Origin of the sequence: Bradyrhizobium sp. 139 (genome assembly GCF_023074175.1) — a bacterium.
In the GTDB taxonomy this organism is placed as follows: Bacteria; Pseudomonadota; Alphaproteobacteria; order Rhizobiales; family Xanthobacteraceae; genus Bradyrhizobium.
Genome location: NZ_JADPKS010000173.1, coordinates 93350 through 109061 on the forward strand (window position 1 = coordinate 93350; position 15712 = coordinate 109061).

Here is a 15712-nt window from a genome sequence, read left to right on the forward strand (position 1 = left end):
TTATTAGATGTTGCGTCATGGCCGGGCTAAAGCGTGAAGCGCGTCTTGACGCAAAATGTCCCGGCCATCCACGTCTTAGGGCGGATCGAATTAGGGCGGATCGAAGAACGTGGATGCCCGGGACAAGCCCGGGCATGACGGAGTAGGCGGCATGCTCGACAATCCTCAACACGCCACGATCGACGAATCCTCTCTCCGCTACGAAGGCTGGCGCATCGTTGCGGTCTGCTTCCTGCTCGCGACTTTCGGCTGGGGGCTCGGCTTCTACGGCCAGAGCGTCTATGTCGCCGAGCTTCAGCGCGCGCACGGCTGGTCGGCTTCGCTGATCTCCTCAGGCACGACGTTCTTCTATCTGTTCGGCGCGCTGCTCGTCGTCTTCGTCGGCGAAGCCGTCAACAAATATGGCCCGCGACTCGGCTTGATCGCCGGCACGCTGGCGATGTCGGCCGCCGCCGTCGCCATTGGCGCGGTGCGCGAGCCCTGGCAGCTTTATCTCGCCGACGCCGTGCTCGCCTTCGGCTGGGCCGGCACGAGTCTGGCCATGATCACCAACACGATCAGCCTGTGGTTCGACCAGAAACGCGGCATGGCGATCAGCCTGGCGCTGAACGGCGCGAGTTTTGGCGGCATCGTCGGCGTGCCGCTGCTGGTGACCTTGATCGGTCATATCGGGTTCGCCAGTGCGATGTTCACCGTCGCCGCCGCCATGCTGGCGCTGCTCGTGCCGGTGATCCTGATCGTCGTCGGCCGGCCGCCGGATCTCCACGGTTGGCGTGCGGCGACGAAAGCGAAGCCGCAATCGTCGACGGAGATCCGCAAACATGCGCTGCGTGATGTCGGCTTTCTCACGGTGACGATTGCGTTCGCGCTGGTGCTGTTCGCGCAGGTCGGCTTCATCGTGCACCTGATCTCCTTCCTCGATCCCGTGATCGGGCGCGAGCGTGCCGCGGTGGCCGTCGCGGTGCTGACCGCGATGGCGGTGATCGGCCGGGTGCTGTTCTCGATGGTGATCGACCGCCTCAACCAGCGCCTTGCCTCCGCGCTGTCATTCCTCAGCCAGGCCGCGGCGCTTCTCGTCGTCATCAACCTGCACAACGATTATGTGCTGATCGCGGCCTGCGCATTGTTCGGTTTCTCGGTCGGCAATCTCATCACGCTGCCGTCGCTGATCGTGCAGCAGGAATTCGATTCCGCCTCGTTCGGCGTGCTGATCAGCCTCAACACCGCGATCAACCAAGTGACCTACGCGTTCGGCCCCGGCGTCGTCGGCTTCCTGCGCGATTGGTCCGGTGGCTATTCGCTGCCGTTCTACCTCTGCATCGCACTGGAGGTGGCGGCCGCGGCGCTGATCATGGTGCGGGGGACGCCGCGGGCGAGAACTTCGTAGGGTGGGCAAAGGCGCAAAGCGCCGTGCCCACCACCTGCTCTCCGCTCGTGCTGTAAAAATTGGTGGGCACGCTTCGCTTTGCCCACCCTACGGCATCACGCTTCCCGCTGCCTCAGCAACTCCTCGACATCCAGCCGCTTGGTGAACATCGCGAGCTTGCCGTCCGCTCCAAACGGCCATTGCTCCCTCGGCCTGTCCCAATAGAGCTCCACACCGTTCTCGTCGGGATCGCGCAAATACAGCGCTTCGGACACGCCATGGTCGCTCGCCCCATCCAGCGCAATGCCGGCCGACAGCACGCGGTGCAGCGCATCCGCCAGCGCGGGGCGCGTCGGATAGAGGATGACGGTGTGATAGAGTCCTGTCGTCCCCGGCGGCGGCGGCGAGCCGCCCTTGCTCTCCCAGGTGTTGAGCCCGATGTGGTGATGATAGCCGCCGGCCGAGATGAAGGCCGCGCCCGAGCCCATGCGCTGCATCAGCTCGAATCCGAGCACGCCGCAATAGAAGCCGAGGGCGCGATCGAGATCGGCGACCTTGAGATGGACGTGGCCGATCCTGGTGCCGGCGGCGACGGCGGGGCTTTGCGACATGTGAATGCTCCGTTGTTGTACTCCACATAGGCCGGGCCCCGGGACAGTGCTACGGGACTGTCCGGAAACCCAGCGTTTCCGGATGCGAGACTGACTGCGCACCCGGTTGGGCAATCAAGCGAGCTCCGGCACCTCGCCCTCGGGCAGCTCGAACTCGAACGTGTTCAGCGTCATCGACACCAGCGTGTAATAGCCGCACAGCCCGATCACCTCGACCACGCCGCGCTCGCCGAGCAACGCAACGGCCGCATCGTAGAGGCCCTTCTCGATACTATGGCCTTCATGCAACGACTTCGCCACGTCGTAGATCATCTTGGCCTTGGGATCGTCGAACGCCGGCGTGCGGCGGTCGCGGATCGCGTCGATGATTTTCGGATCCATGCCGCCGGCAAGCGCCAGGCGTTTGTGCGCGTACCATTCGTACTGCGCGGTCCAGTGCCGCGCCGTCACCAGGATCGCGATCTCAGAAAGCTTTGCGGGGAATATCGTGTCGAAGCGCAGGACCTCGCCGAGCCGCGTCGCGTGACGGGCCATCTCGGGGCTGTTCAGCCAGGCCATCATCGGCGCCGGCGGCTTGCCGCGCTTGCCGGCAATCGACTCGTCATAGGTCTGCCGCTGGCTCTCGTTCATTTCGCCAGGCGAAAGGAGTTTAAGGCGCATCGTTGTTTCCTCTTTGTTTTTAGGCGTCGCCGTGGCGGCGACTATAGCCTGACGACGACGAGGGTGAGTAGCCGATGGCTGCAGAAGTGGTTGAATTCCGCGATGCGATGGCCCAGAGTCACGTCCAACAAGTCTATTTTAGTTGATGGAAACGAGCCATGACAGATTCTGAGACCGCTGATCTCGAACAATTCCGCAGCGAGACGCGCGCCTGGCTGGAAGCCAATTGCCCGCCGGAGATGCGCAAGCCCGCGACATCCGACGTCGACGTGTTCTGGGGTGGACGCAACGCGAAATTCGCGTCCGAGCCGCAGCGCATCTGGTTCGAGCGCATGCGCGACAAGGGCTGGACCGTGCCGGACTGGCCTAGGGAATATGGCGGCGGCGGCCTCAGCGCCGCCGAGCACAAGGTGCTGCGAACGGAGATGGGAAGAATCGGCGCGCGTCCGCCGCTGTCGAGCTTCGGCATCTGGATGCTCGGGCCGGCGCTGCTCAAATACGGCAACGAAGCGCAGAAGCAGGAGCACCTGCCGAAAATCGCGGCGGGCCTGATCCGCTGGTGCCAGGGCTATTCCGAGCCGAACGCCGGCTCAGATCTTGCCTCGCTCCAGACGCGCGCCGAGAGCGACGGCGACGATTTCGTCATCACCGGCCAGAAGATCTGGACATCCTACGCCAACTACGCCGACTGGATCTTCTGCCTCGTCCGCACCGACCCCGCTGCGAAGAAGCACGACGGCATCAGCTTCATCCTGTTCGACATGACCTCGAAGGGCGTGACGACCAAGCCGATCCTCTTGATCTCCGGCTATTCGCCGTTCTGCGAGACCTTCTTCGACAATGTCCGCGTGCCGAAATCGCACGTCGTCGGCACCGTCAACCGCGGCTGGGACGTCGCGAAATATCTGCTCCAGCACGAGCGCGCGATGATCTCCGGCATGGGCGAGCGCGGCGTCGGCCGTCCGCTCGGCCAGATCGCGGCGGATTCGGTCGGTACCGATGCGCTGGGGCGGCTCGATGATTCAATGCTGCGCGGCCGGATCGCCAGCTTCGACGTCGACGAAGCCGCACTCGCGGCCTGCGCCGAGCGCGCGGTCGATCTCGCCAAGGCGGGTCAGGCGCATCCGGCGTTCTCCTCCGCGATGAAATATTACGGCACCGAGCTCAACAAGCGTCGCTACGAGATCCTGATGTCGGCCGGCGGTGTCGACGCGCTGGAATGGGAGAGCGAACGTTCGAAACTGGGCGCCCGTCCGCGCGCCTGGCTGCGCACCAAGGCCAACTCGATCGAGGGCGGCACCAGCGAGGTGATGCTCGGCATCGTCGCCAAGCGCATCCTCGATCTGCCGGGGGCCTAGGAAAGAGCCTCATCCTGAGGAGCGGCCGTCAGGCCGCGTCTCGAAGGATGAGTCGGGCCTGCATGGTTCGAGACGGCGCACGCGCCTCCTCACCATGAGGGTCAACACTGAATCCAGTCGAACAGCACTTTTTTGGAGCCCGTCATGGCCCTCGTCCTCACCGAAGAACAATCGATGCTCCGTGACAGCGCGCGCGGGCTGATCAGCGACAAGGCGCCGGTGTCGCATCTGCGGCACTTGCGCGACTCCAGGGATCCGACCGGCTTCTCCAGGGAGTTTTGGCATTCCTTCGCCGAGATGGGCTTTGCCGGCCTGCTGGTGCCGGAGGAGTTCGGCGGCAGCGGTCTCGGCTTCGTCGAGGCCGGCGTCGTCATGGAAGAGATCGGCCGCACCTTGATGCCGTCGCCGTTCCTCGCCACCAGCGTGGTCGCGGCCTCGGCGCTGAGCCGCGGCGGCAATGCCGCGCAGAAGTCGGAATATCTACCAAAAATTTCCAGCGGCTCGCTGCTCGCGACGCTGGCGATCGACGAAGGCGCAAAACATCGCCCGCTCCAGACCAGCCTTCAGGCGGTGCGCGCCGGCAACGGTTTCAGGCTCAGCGGTGCCAAGGCGCTGGTCGTTGACGGCCATGTCGCCGATCTTCTCATCGTTGCCGCGCGCACCGCCGGTGCCGCCGGCGAGCGTGACGGCTTGACGCTGTTCCTGGTCAACCCCAAGGCCAGGGGCGTCGCGATCGAGCGCACGATCATGGTCGATGCGCATAATGCGGCGCGGATCGAGCTTGCCGATGTCGAAGTCAATGCCGACGGCGTGCTCGGCGAGGTCGATCAGGGCGCTTCCCTGCTCGATGGCGTGCTCGACATCGGCCGCGCTGCGGTGGCCTCCGAGATGGTGGGTCTCAGCGAGGAGGTGTTCAATCGCACCGTCGAGTACCTCAAGAGCCGCAAGCAGTTCGGCAAGTTGATCGGCGAATTCCAGGCGCTCCAGCACCGTGCCGCCGAGCTCTATGTCGATATCGAGATCACCCGCGCCGCCACGATGAAGGCGCTCCAGGCGCTGGATGTGGACGTCGCCAAGGCCGGCTCAGCCGTCGCCGTGGCAAAAGCCCGCGCCGGCACCACCGCCACGCGCGCGGTGCAGGAAGGCGTGCAGATGCATGGCGGGATGGGCATGACCGACCAGTTCGACATCGGCTTCTTCATGAAACGCGCGCGGGTGTGCGAGGAACTGTTCGGCGATGCGAATTACCACACCGAGCAGCTGGCGCGAGCGCGGGGGTATTGAGCTCTCACCTCGTCATGCCCGGGCTTGTCCCGGCCATCTACGTTCTTAATGTGCCTCAAAACGTGGATGCCCGGGACAAGCCCGGGCATGACGACTGAGGATGTGGCGCTTCACTTCTGCCTTCGCTCTTGGAGCTTCGGCGGACAGGTCGCTTCGCAATGTCGGCCGAGAGACTGCCTACCGCACCGGCGGCGCGTACTGCACACCGCCGGCATTCCACAGCTGGTTCATCCCGCGCGGGATCTTCAGCTTGGACTTCTCGCCGATGTTGCGCTCGTACATCTCGCCGTAATTGCCGACGTGACGGATGATGCGGACGACCCAGTCCTTGGTGAGGCCGAGCTGCTCGCCGTAATTACCCTCGGTGCCGACCAGGCGCATCACTTCCGGCTTCTTCGACTTCAGGGCCTCGTCGATGTTCTCCGAGGTGACCCCTAGCTCTTCGGCGTTGATCATCGCATAGAGCGTCCACTTTACGATCATCATCCAGTCGTCGTCGCGCTGGCGCACGACGGGGGCGAGCGGCTCCTTGGAGATCATGTCCGGCAGGATCATCTGGTCGCCGGGCTTGGACAGGTTCAGCCGCAGCGCGTAGAGCTGGGAGACGTCGGCGCTCAGCGTGTCGCACTTGGCGGTATCGTAGGCTTTCACGACCTCGTCCAGCTTGTCGAACTTCACCTCTTCATACTTCATGTTGTTGGCACGGAAGTAATCCGCGACGTTGAGTGCCGTCGTGGTTCCAGCCTGGACGCAGATCTTGCTGCCGGTCAGGTCCAGCGACGTCTCCTTGTTGCGCGAACGCGGCAGCATGAAGCCTGCGCCGTCGTAATAGGCGACCGCCGGGAAATAGAGATCATAGTCGAGCTCACGCGCCATGCTCCAGGTCGAGTTGCGCGAGAGGATGTCGACCTTGCGGCTCTGCAATTCCTTGAAGCGCTCGCTGGCGTCGAGCGGGACGAACTTCGCCTTGCCCGGATCGTTGAAGATCGCCGAGGCCACCGCGCGGCAGAAATCCACGTCGAAGCCGGTCCAGTTGCCCTTGTCGTCCGGGATCGAGAAGCCCGGCAGGCCCTTGTTGACGCCGCACAGCACCTCGCCGCGGCGCACGGTGCGCTTCAGCGTGCGGGTGTCGTAAAACTCGTAGATCACCGCCAGGACGCCGACCAGCACGGCGACCGCGAGCCCGATCAGCAGGCCGCCTCGAAAAGTGCGCATCATGTTGCTCTCTCGAAAATATCGGGAAAAGGAATTTTGAAGAAGGTGGGAAGATCAGAGCTCAGGCTTCTGCCGCACCACCACCTTGGTGCCGACCGGGACGCGATCGTAGAGATCGGCGACGTCGCGGTTGACCAGCCGGAAGCAGCCCGAGGAGACCTTTGTGCCGATCGTGTCCGGCCGGTTGGTGCCGTGGATCCGATAGACGGTGGTGCCGAGATACATGGCGCGGGCGCCGAGCGGATTGCCGGGGCCGCCGGCCATGAAGCGCGGCAGATAGGGTTGGCGCTGGATCATCTCCGGCGGCGGCGTCCAGTCCGGCCATTCCTTCTTGTTGGCGATGTTCAGTAGGCCCTGCCACTGAAAGCCGTCACGTCCGACCCCGATGCCGTAGCGGATCGCGCGTCCGCCCGGCTGCACCAGATAGAGATGGCGCTCCGCGGTGGAGATGATGATGGTGCCCGGTACTTCGGTCGTGCGGAAGTAAACGACCTGCTTCTGCCATTCCGGATCGAGCTCATAGCCATCGTCGGCGACCAGGCCCGGCTCGTCGCCGCGGTCGGGCTGCTGGGCGGAGGCATGCGGCGCGGACAGGATCAGCCCCACCGCAGCCATAAACACCCCCGTCAGGCGACGAAAATCCGTCATTTTCAAGCTCTCCCCGCTGCCACAGCGCAAATCATTCGGAACCATCTGAACTCAGGGGCAGCTTCGTGGCAAGTTGATGGCGCGCCCGGCTGGTATGTCACGAGAATGCTTTGGTTTTTTGACAGGCCTCTCGCAATGCCACAAATGGGGGATGGCGCGAAAAGCTCAGATTGCTGCCGCGGTGGTGGTGCGCTCCCTCCCCCGCTTGCGGGGGAGGGTCGGGGAGAGGGTGTCTCCGCAATGGGACACTCCCGATGGGGAGAGAGCCCTCACCCGCCGCTACGCGGCGGCCTCTCCCGCAAGCGGGAGAGGCTCAGACCGAACTAGCGGTGAGATCAACTTTGCCAATTCGCACTGGATGCCAGCTAGATCTGGTTGCTCTCAGCCGCAATCCCGAGCCGCCGGACGATTTCGGCCCCCACGGCCCGGGCCTCGAGCCGAGAGCCGATGCGGGGGCTGCGAAATCGTTGTCCGGACTGCAACCGGATCACGACGATGCAGTGCTCGTCCTCGGACCGGCCGCGGCGCTCGACCGTGATCGCGTTCACGTCGCGCCCCGCGATATGGTCGGCGCGCAACGTGCCGTCGCCCCACAGGCGTTCAACGCGGATATCGCCTTGGCGGATGATCCAGAAAGCGCCGGTCACAACGTTGGCATATCTGTGCACGGCGAACGCGGCGAGCGCGCCAACCGGCAGCAGCACGTTGTCGACCGGGCCGGGCGACAGGCCACGCCAGAGCTTGTAGGCGTAGGGAACGGCGCACAATGCGACGACGATCAGTGCGACAATCCGGATGTCCCGCGTGGAAAACGGCTCGAGGGGGTCGCCGAGACGCATCTCGGGATTGCTGGCATCGAGCGGATTGACCGGAGACTCGACGTCGGGAACGTCGAACTGCGCGGCGATCCGCGCCACCGTGTCGCGCACATGCGTGACATCGGCGATCGGCGGCGACGTCAGGCGTTCTCCGGAGGCCAGCGTGAACGCCAGCTGGAAGCGGGCTCTCGCCCTCTTGCTGCCGGGAACCTGCAATCCGCTGATGGCGTCTTTGGCAACGATCCGCGTCCGGAGTTTTCCGAACGGGCGCTGTTGCCCGATCAAAATCTCGGTCGGCGTGATGATCCACACCACCGCCGGCGCCAGCATGATGACGCCGACGAACGCTGCTCCCATGAGGAGCGCGACCACGGAGATGATCATTTCCAAAGTGTCGTGCGTGAACAGGCCCGGCGTGAAGCACAGCGCAACGGCGGCCGCAAAGCCGGACATGACCAGCCGCTGCGCGATCGAGGCGCCTTCACGGAGGCGAATGTCGCTATTGGTGGTCGCGTCGTCCATTGCGGGCGGCTGATTGCGTTGCTTTCGAAACTCCACGGACGGGTCCGTGGAGTCAAGCGACAACGTAAGCCACCGCATGCGGCATCAGCTATTGGCGTTCAACAGCCGGCCAACGGTGCGGTCGGTCTCGTCGTAGCTTCCCTCGCCTTCGTGCTGGAACACGATCTTGCCGTTCTGGTCGATGATGTACTGCGCCGGCCAATATCGGTTGCGGTAGGCGTTCCAGGTTTTGGACTCATTGTCCTGCGCCACCGGATAGGTGATGCCGTGGCGCTTTAGGGCGGCCTGCACGTTGGAGGCCGAGCGCTCGAACGGGAATTCCGGCGTGTGCACGCCGACCACGACGAGGCCCTTGTCCTTGTACTTGGCGTAGAGGTCGGTGACGTGCGGCAGCGTGTTGACGCAGTTGACGCAGCCATAGGTCCAGAAGTCGACCAGCACGACCTTGCCGCGCAGTTCGGCGATATTCAGCGGCTTCGAGTTGAACCAGCTGCTGATGCCGGCGAAGTCTGGTGCGGTCTGCTGGCTTGCGGCAGCGGTGACGACAGGTGTGGCGCGCGCGGCTTCGTCGCAGATGCCGGGGATGACGGCGCCGGTAACAGTGAAGCCGATCAGTGCGGCTGAGACGGCGAGCAGTTTGAAAGTCATGGAAACGTCCTCCGGTGAAGCTGAGGGATGATCACAGGCCGATCTGGCCGGTGGGATAGAAGCCGGTGAGCCACGCCACGATCAGCGTGTCATATTGGAAATAGGCGGCGACCGCGAAGGCGATCACGACGACGCCAAAGCCCTGCTGCAACCGCGGCGAGATCCGCGCGAGCCTGCGCACGCGCGTGGTCGCGGCCTGGCCGCCATAGGCGATCGCCAGCATCGGGATGGCCGCGCCGATCGCATAGGCGACCAGCAGCGTGCCGGCCCAGGCGGCATTCTTCTGGGTCGCGACCAGCGTCAAGATCGAGCCGAGCACGGGGCCGGCGCAGGGCGTCCAGACCAGGCCGAGCGTGGTGCCGAGGACGAGCCCGCCGAACGCGCCCTCGCGCTGCACGGCGCTGGAGTTGCCGAGATCGAGCCAGCCATTGAGCCGGATCGACAGCCATTCGAACGGCGCCGGCCACAGCATCAACAGGCCGAAGCCGAGCAACAGGATTGACGCCGTCTCGCGCAGCACGTTCGGATCGAAATCGAACAGCCGTGTGATCGCACCTAACAGCAGCGCCGTCGCCGAGAACGAGACGACGAAGCCGAGCGCGATCATCGCGGGCCTTAAGTGCCCCGCACGCCCGATCGAGGCGCCGAGCAAGATCGGCAGCATCGGCAGCGTGCAGGGCGCGGCGATGGTGAGGATTCCGGCAAGGACGGCGAAGAGAAGTTCGAGCATCGGGCCACTCGTGAAGGAGGGTCACGAGGTTGTTTCGGGCCGGATGTCTCGGTCGTTACGCAGTGTCACGCCTTCGTGACGGGGAGGGCCGTGGCCGCACCGACGGTGCGCTCCCTCTCCCGCTTGTACCCCCCAAGCACAAAACGACCCGGACGGGGGCATCGTCCGGGTCGTTGGAGGTTCTTGGGAGGTTTAAGCAAAACCGTATGTGGACGTTATAGGGGGGAAGTTTTTCCGCCTGATGTTGTGCTTTGTTTCAATTGTTTCGTCGGCGGTAACACTTCCGTGTCCGGGGAAAGGACCGAAGGCCTGGCCCTATCCCATTGAAATCCTTCGCCTTAGGCAGCGAAGCGGTCGACGCCGGCGCCCTTAAGCAAACTGGCCAGTTGCTTGCGGGCATAGAACATCCGGGTCTTCACCGTGCTCTGCGGGATGCCGATGATCTGACCGACCTCCTCCACCGACTTCTCATGGTAGTAGACCAGGGTGATGATCTCGCGATGTGCCGGCGACAGTTTTTGCACGCAGGCGCGCAAGATGGCGCTGGTGTCGTTGCGGTCGAGCGAGCTCTCCGGCGTCTCGGCATCGTCAGGGATCTGGCGCACGTCGTCCTGGTCGATGTCCTCGAAGCGGCGCTGGCGCATCGCGGTCAGCGCCTTGAAGCGGGCGATCGAGAGCAGCCAGGTCGAGACCTGCGAGCGGCCCTGGAATTGGCCGGCGGTCCGCCACACGTCCAGAAACACCTGGCTGACGAGGTCTTCCGCCGTGGTCGCATCGCGCACGATGCGCAGGATGAAGCGGTAGACGCGCACATTGTGCCGGCAATAAAGGATGTGCATCGACGTCCGGTTGCCGTCGGCAATGCTCTCCAGAAGCATGTCGTCCGAGGTCGCCTGAGCGGCAATGATGCTCTGGCTGGCCTGGGCGTTGATGGCGATGACGTTCGGCATTGACTTAGCTCCCCGTAGCGCCGCAACCGAGCGGCGTTTCCTTGGACCAAAGTGTTAATGAGCCAACGTTTCGGGACGTCTGCACGAAAAGGGGAAAATGGTTTCGTGCGCCGCCAAATTGTTTCGTCGGACAGGGCGCGATGAAACATTCGGGGCAGAAAGGCGTGGAATTTCAATATACGGAAAATACGGGGCGGGCGGTTTGGCGACGTCGTGAGCAGCCGGGAACGTATTTCCGGCCTTTGCGTTCGGTCGCGCCGCATACTCCGCCGTCGTCCCGGATCAGCGCTCACGTCGTTCGCTTGTCCGGGACGACACCTTTGCTTGGCTAGCCGCGCGCCCCTACGCCTTCTCGCCCGCGGGCGAGAACAGATAGCCGCCGCCGCGGATGGTGCGGATCACGGCGGGCTTGGCTGGGTCGGGCTCGATCTTGCGGCGGATGCGCATGATGCGCAGATCCACGGCGCGGTCGAAGGCTTCGGCATCGCGCGCGTTGGCCAATTCGAGCAGGCGCTCGCGCGACAGCACGCGCTTCGGATTGGCCGCGAACACCTTGAGCAGCCCGAACTCGGACGCGGTGAGCGGATGCTCGTTGCCTTCGTCGTCGCGCAAGGCCTGCGCTTCCAGGTCGAGCCATTTGGTGCCGAAGCGAACCAGCTGGTCCTTGTCCGATTTCGCAGCCGCCGCCCCGGCAGCAGCAGCCTTCACCGGTGTGCTCCGGCGCAGCACCGAGCGGATGCGCGCCATCAGCTCGCGCAGCTCGCAGGGCTTGGCCACGTAATCGTCGGCGCCGAGCTCGAGGCCGACGACGCGGTCGATCGGGCTCGCGGTCGCCGTCAGCATGATCACCGGCACGTTGATCCGGCTCTTGAGGTCGCGGATGATCGAGAGGCCGTCTTCCTCGGGCATGTTGAGGTCGAGCACGACGAGGTCAGGCATGCTGCTGTCGATCGCGGCGCGCAAGCTCTTGCCGCCGTCGCACAGCGTCACGGTGAAGCCGTGCATCTTGAGGTAATCGCCGACCATCTCGCGGGCCGGCGCCTCGTCGTCGACGATCATGATGTGCTGGCTTTGCGTCATGTCACTCAGTCTCGGTACTCAAATCACGGCAACGCGGTCGCGGGCAGGGTGATGGTGAAGGTCGATCCCTTGCCGGGACCGTCGCTCTCGGCCGTCACCTCGCCGCCATGCATGTCGATAATACGCTTGACGATGGAAAGCCCAAGCCCCGTCGAGCTCTCGCCCGCGGTCGGTTTTGCCGAGAGCCGCTGGAACCGGCCGAACAGGCGGCCGAGATCCTCCGGCGACAGGCCGGCGCCCTCGTCGCTGACACGGACGATGGTGTCGGTGGCCTCGTGGGTGACCGCGACGATGATCTTGCCGCCGATCGGGCTGTACTTGATGGCGTTGCTGATGAGGTTGTCGATCGCCTCGCGGATGCGGTCGGTGTCGCACATGGTGACGACGTTGGGCGGCGCGGTGACGCTGATCGCCTGCTGCTTGTTGACGGCGAGCGGCTGGTTGGCATCGGCCACCTCTTTCACCAGCGCCGCGACGTCGACCGGCTCGCGGCGGATGGTGATGTCGAAGGCATCGGCCATCGCGTCCGAGATCAGATGATCGACCATCGTGGTCAGGCGCTTCGTCGCATCGCGAATGTGATCGACCTGGGCACCCACGCCGCTCGCCGACGCGCCGGTCGAGATCAGCTCCTTCAGCATCTCGGTGCGGCCGAGGATGACGCCGAGCGGGTTCTTGAGATCATGCGCGACGGTGCCCAGAATCTCGTTCTTGAAGCCGTTGGCGCGCTGCAGCCGCAGCCACTGCGCCGAGAGCCGGCGGTTGGCCTGCATCAGTGCGCGGGTGCGCTGGGCGACGCGATCCTCGAGCTGGGCGTTGGCGTCCTGGAGCTGCTGATAGAGGATCACGTTGTCGAATGCGATCGAGAGCCGGCTGGAGAAGATCTCGACCAGCGAGCGATCGGTCTCGGACAGCTCGCGCTCGGCCTGGAGCAGCACCACCACTTCGCGGCCGGAGCCGGTCCGCAAGTAAATCACGCTGCGGTGGTCGGCAAATTCATTCTTGCGGCCCTGGAACGCGGCTTCCACCATCGCACGCAGATCGGGGTCGAGCGCCTTCGACGAGGTCGTGCCGATGAAGCGGCTGTAGCAGCCGCTGCCGGCGAGCACGGAGAGTTCGGGGTCCACGCCGCCATTGTCGCGCAAGACCAGTATACCGGCGCAATCGACATTGAGCAGCGAGGCGAGCTGGGTCAGCACGCCCTCGGCCAGCCGCTGCATCGACTTGAAATCGTACAGCGTCGAGGCGGCGTCGATGATGATCTCGAGCCCGCGCCGCGTCTGCACCATGCGTTCGAGCTGCTGATAGGAGCGCAGTGCCGCGGTCAGCGAGGTGAACAGCTTGTCGGCGGTGAGCTCGGTCTTGGCCTTGTAGTCGTTGATGTCGTACTGCACGATCACGCGCCGCTCCGGCGCCTGACCGGGCTGTCCCGTGCGCAGGATGATGCGCACGGTCTCGTTCTTGAGCTCGCTGCGGATGTACTCAACCAGCTCGAGGCCGGCCACATCGGTCTCCATGATGACGTCGAGCAGCACCGCGGCGATGTCGCTATGCGCGGCCATCAGCTTGCGACCTTCCGCCGCGGAATGGGCGCAGAGGATCTCGAGGCCCTGGCCGTTGAGATTGTAGTCCGAGAGCGCAAAACGCGTGCCGTCATGCACGGCCGGATCGTCGTCGATGACGGCGATCTTCCACCTCCGGGCGTTCTGGTCCTCCGGCGCGGTACCGGTGTCGTCGATCAGGTGGAGGACATCGTCCGGTTCGGCCATTGAGAAGTCCCGTCAGTCTCTGTGCTTTGCGTGCCGCCCCTGGCGAGGCGGGGCATGATAATGCGAAAAGTAGTGCCTTGTCCCAGCTTGGATTCCAGCATCATGCGCCCGCCGAGCTGCTGGGTGACAAGGTTATAGACGATATGCAGGCCAAGTCCCGTACCACCTTCATTGCGCCGGGTGGTAAAGAATGGGTCAAAGGCCTGGCGCTGCACGTCGGGGCTCATGCCGGCCCCGTCATCGGCGAAGATGATCTCGATGTCGTCGGTCCCGCGCGGTCGCGCCGAGATCGAGATCGTGCCGGCGCGGCCGTCGGCAAAGGCGTGGTTGGCGGCGTTAAGGAAGAGGTTGGTCAGGATCTGGCCGTAGGAGCCCGGATAGCCGTCGAGCAAGAGCCCCTCGGGCACGTCGACCTGGAGCGTGATCGGCGAGCGCTTCAGCACCGGACGCAGGCTGGCGATGATCTGGTCGGTGGCTTCGCTGAGCGAGAACTGCCGCCGCTCGGCATGCGAGCGGTCGACCGCGACCTGCTTGAACGACTGGATCAGCTCGCCGGCGCGCTGGAGGTTGGCGACGAGCTGCTGCGAGGCGTCGCGCGAGGACTGCACGAATTCTTCCAGCTGCGAGCGGCGCAGACCGCCGTCGCCCTTGAGCTGGGCCTCGAAGATCTCGGTGCGCCGGGCGAAGCTGGAGGCGACGGTCAGGCTGATGCCGATGGGATTGTTGACCTCGTGGGCGACGCCGGCGACGAGGCCGCCGAGCGCCGCGAGCCGCTCGGCGTCGATCAAATTCTGCTGCGCGGTGTTGAGCTCGAGCAGCGCGCTCTCGGCTCTCTCTTTCGACGCGCGCAGCTCGTCCTCGGTCTCACGCTTGGCGATCGCGTTTTCGCGGAACACTTCCACCGCGCGCGCCATGGCCCCGACTTCGTCACGCGCCTTGGTGCCCTGCACCTCGCGGTCGAGCTCCCCGAGCGTGATCGCGCGCATCGCCGCCATGATCTGCTGGAGCGGCAGCCGGATCGACAGCGCGATCAGGACGCCGGCGGTGAGGATGGTGCCGAGGAAGATCACCGCAATGGAGAGGACACGACGAGAAATGTCCGCCAGCGTGCGGTCAAACGTCTCCTGCGCCTTCTGCTCGCGCTGGCGCATCTTGGTCGAGAGGTCGTCGATGGCGCCGATCGCCTCGGCCTGGCTGGCGTCGATGGCGTTGCGCAGCAATTCGGTGCGGTTCATCAGCTGCTCGGAGAGTCTTGCAAAGCCCTCGCGCAGCGCGGCGGTGCGGGTCGCGAGCTTTTGCAGCGCCATGCGCTGGAGGTCGTTGTCGGCGAGATCCAGCATCACCGGAACGGTGGACTCGATCGTCTCGGTGTTGCGCCGCGCGTCGTCGGCGGCCGCCGGCGAGAGCGAGAGATAGTAGGAATTGGCAGCCACCAGCATCGCGGTGAAGGCCTCGCGGGACTTGCCGAGCGAGGGCCAGATCAGCGCGTCGCGATGGCCGGTGGCGCCCTCGATGATGGAATAGAGGCCGGCCATATCCCTGGCCGGGCCCTGCACCTGCTCCTCATAGGTCTTGGCAATGGTCGCCTGCACGCCGCGCAGCTCGCCGAAACCGTTGAGGAAGCGGTCGGTGGTGCGTTCCAGCTCCTCGACCGAGCCTGACAGCATCGGGTCCTTGGCGGCGCGGTCGGTCAGCGTGCCCAGCACGGCCTCGCGCAGCAGCAGGATCTCGGCAAACAGATCCGGGCTCGGCTGGTTGATGTAGCGGTGGATCAGATTGTGCAGGCGCCCGGTTTCGCTTTCGAGCAGCGCCAGGATCCTGTCGGACTCGCGCACCTGGCGCACGTCGTCCCAGGCCGAGCCCAGCACCTGCGAGCCGTTCCAGATCATTCCCACCAGCACCACCACGACGGCGGAGTTCAGCGCTGCGATCGACAGGATGCGCCAGCGGATCGGCACGGCGCGGAGCGCGCCGACGACGCGCGCGCGCAGCCGCCCGATCGGGCCGGGCGGCCTGTCTGCGTGCTCGCTGTGTCCAGGCGCGGCCAACTAAA

The 15712-nt window shown here is 64.8% G+C and carries 14 protein-coding genes; 3 read left to right on the forward strand and 11 right to left on the reverse strand.

Annotated elements, in window-relative coordinates; translation table 11 throughout:
- Positions 1 to 151 precede the first annotated feature (151 nt).
- The gene (locus IVA80_RS36535) at positions 152 to 1387 is read left to right on the forward strand and encodes an MFS transporter (RefSeq protein ID WP_247439958.1); all 1236 of its coding nucleotides are present in this window, start codon (positions 152 to 154) and stop codon (positions 1385 to 1387) included.
- A 95-nt stretch (positions 1388 to 1482) separates the two neighbouring features.
- Here IVA80_RS36535 and IVA80_RS36540 read toward each other — a convergent pair whose 3' ends face one another.
- Both IVA80_RS36540 and IVA80_RS36545 read right to left on the reverse strand, forming a co-directional pair.
- Positions 1483 to 1977: a VOC family protein gene (locus IVA80_RS36540; protein WP_247439959.1), complete on the reverse strand. Its 495-nt coding sequence runs from the start codon at positions 1975 to 1977 to the stop codon at positions 1483 to 1485.
- A 114-nt stretch (positions 1978 to 2091) separates the two neighbouring features.
- Positions 2092 to 2637 (reverse strand): carboxymuconolactone decarboxylase family protein, encoded by a 546-nt coding sequence (locus IVA80_RS36545; RefSeq protein WP_247439960.1) that lies wholly within the window; start codon positions 2635 to 2637, stop codon positions 2092 to 2094.
- A gap of 158 nt (positions 2638 to 2795) precedes the next feature.
- On the opposite strand from IVA80_RS36545, the gene IVA80_RS36550 reads away from it, so the two are divergent.
- Entirely contained in the window at positions 2796 to 3995 is a 1200-nt protein-coding gene (locus tag IVA80_RS36550; RefSeq protein WP_247439961.1) for an acyl-CoA dehydrogenase family protein, read from the forward strand.
- A gap of 144 nt (positions 3996 to 4139) precedes the next feature.
- Positions 4140 to 5279, forward strand: a complete 1140-nt coding sequence (locus IVA80_RS36555) for an acyl-CoA dehydrogenase family protein (RefSeq protein ID WP_247439962.1) — start codon at positions 4140 to 4142, stop codon at positions 5277 to 5279.
- Positions 5280 to 5456: 177 nt separating this feature from the next.
- Here IVA80_RS36555 and IVA80_RS36560 read toward each other — a convergent pair whose 3' ends face one another.
- The 9 genes from IVA80_RS36560 to IVA80_RS36600 form a co-directional block, all read right to left on the reverse strand.
- The gene (locus IVA80_RS36560; protein WP_247440017.1) at positions 5457 to 6494 is read right to left on the reverse strand and encodes an amino acid ABC transporter substrate-binding protein; all 1038 of its coding nucleotides are present in this window, start codon (positions 6492 to 6494) and stop codon (positions 5457 to 5459) included.
- A 54-nt stretch (positions 6495 to 6548) separates the two neighbouring features.
- The gene (locus IVA80_RS36565; RefSeq protein WP_247439963.1) at positions 6549 to 7142 is read right to left on the reverse strand and encodes a L,D-transpeptidase; all 594 of its coding nucleotides are present in this window, start codon (positions 7140 to 7142) and stop codon (positions 6549 to 6551) included.
- Positions 7143 to 7507: 365 nt separating this feature from the next.
- On the reverse strand, positions 7508 to 8482 hold the full coding sequence (locus IVA80_RS36570) for a hypothetical protein (RefSeq protein ID WP_247439964.1): 975 nt from the start codon (positions 8480 to 8482) through the stop codon (positions 7508 to 7510).
- A gap of 84 nt (positions 8483 to 8566) precedes the next feature.
- On the reverse strand, positions 8567 to 9130 hold the full coding sequence (locus IVA80_RS36575; protein WP_247439965.1) for a thioredoxin family protein: 564 nt from the start codon (positions 9128 to 9130) through the stop codon (positions 8567 to 8569).
- A 31-nt stretch (positions 9131 to 9161) separates the two neighbouring features.
- Positions 9162 to 9860 (reverse strand): cytochrome c biogenesis CcdA family protein, encoded by a 699-nt coding sequence (locus tag IVA80_RS36580; RefSeq protein ID WP_247439966.1) that lies wholly within the window; start codon positions 9858 to 9860, stop codon positions 9162 to 9164.
- Between the two features lie 338 nt (positions 9861 to 10198).
- A complete protein-coding gene (locus IVA80_RS36585; RefSeq protein WP_247439967.1) occupies positions 10199 to 10810 on the reverse strand; it encodes a sigma-70 family RNA polymerase sigma factor in 612 nt (203 codons plus the stop codon).
- Positions 10811 to 11152: 342 nt separating this feature from the next.
- Positions 11153 to 11890 carry a response regulator gene (locus IVA80_RS36590; protein ID WP_247439968.1) on the reverse strand — a complete coding sequence of 246 codons (738 nt, stop codon included), beginning with the start codon at positions 11888 to 11890 and terminating at the stop codon, positions 11153 to 11155.
- A 23-nt stretch (positions 11891 to 11913) separates the two neighbouring features.
- Positions 11914 to 13659 (reverse strand): DUF3369 domain-containing protein, encoded by a 1746-nt coding sequence (locus IVA80_RS36595; RefSeq protein WP_247439969.1) that lies wholly within the window; start codon positions 13657 to 13659, stop codon positions 11914 to 11916.
- Positions 13629 to 15707, reverse strand: a complete 2079-nt coding sequence (locus tag IVA80_RS36600; protein WP_247439970.1) for an ATP-binding protein — start codon at positions 15705 to 15707, stop codon at positions 13629 to 13631. The genes IVA80_RS36595 and IVA80_RS36600 overlap by 31 nt, the downstream gene beginning before the upstream one ends.
- Between the last annotated feature and the right edge of the window lie 5 nt (positions 15708 to 15712).

What these genes read in the sequence shown, in the direction of transcription:
- IVA80_RS36590 (WP_247439968.1), bottom strand. Translation starts at nt 11,890, where the DNA reads ATGACGCAAAGCCAGCACATCATGATCGTCGACGACGAGGCGCCGGCC.
- IVA80_RS36560 (WP_247440017.1), bottom strand. Translation starts at nt 6,494, where the DNA reads ATGCGCACTTTTCGAGGCGGCCTGCTGATCGGGCTCGCGGTCGCCGTG.
- IVA80_RS36580 (WP_247439966.1), bottom strand. Translation starts at nt 9,860, where the DNA reads ATGCTCGAACTTCTCTTCGCCGTCCTTGCCGGAATCCTCACCATCGCC.
- IVA80_RS36540 (WP_247439959.1), bottom strand. Translation starts at nt 1,977, where the DNA reads ATGTCGCAAAGCCCCGCCGTCGCCGCCGGCACCAGGATCGGCCACGTC.
- IVA80_RS36550 (WP_247439961.1), top strand. Translation starts at nt 2,796, where the DNA reads ATGACAGATTCTGAGACCGCTGATCTCGAACAATTCCGCAGCGAGACG.
- IVA80_RS36595 (WP_247439969.1), bottom strand. Translation starts at nt 13,659, where the DNA reads ATGGCCGAACCGGACGATGTCCTCCACCTGATCGACGACACCGGTACC.
- IVA80_RS36535 (WP_247439958.1), top strand. Translation starts at nt 152, where the DNA reads ATGCTCGACAATCCTCAACACGCCACGATCGACGAATCCTCTCTCCGC.
- IVA80_RS36575 (WP_247439965.1), bottom strand. Translation starts at nt 9,130, where the DNA reads ATGACTTTCAAACTGCTCGCCGTCTCAGCCGCACTGATCGGCTTCACT.
- IVA80_RS36555 (WP_247439962.1), top strand. Translation starts at nt 4,140, where the DNA reads ATGGCCCTCGTCCTCACCGAAGAACAATCGATGCTCCGTGACAGCGCG.
- IVA80_RS36570 (WP_247439964.1), bottom strand. Translation starts at nt 8,482, where the DNA reads ATGGACGACGCGACCACCAATAGCGACATTCGCCTCCGTGAAGGCGCC.
- IVA80_RS36565 (WP_247439963.1), bottom strand. Translation starts at nt 7,142, where the DNA reads ATGACGGATTTTCGTCGCCTGACGGGGGTGTTTATGGCTGCGGTGGGG.
- IVA80_RS36545 (WP_247439960.1), bottom strand. Translation starts at nt 2,637, where the DNA reads ATGCGCCTTAAACTCCTTTCGCCTGGCGAAATGAACGAGAGCCAGCGG.
- IVA80_RS36585 (WP_247439967.1), bottom strand. Translation starts at nt 10,810, where the DNA reads ATGCCGAACGTCATCGCCATCAACGCCCAGGCCAGCCAGAGCATCATT.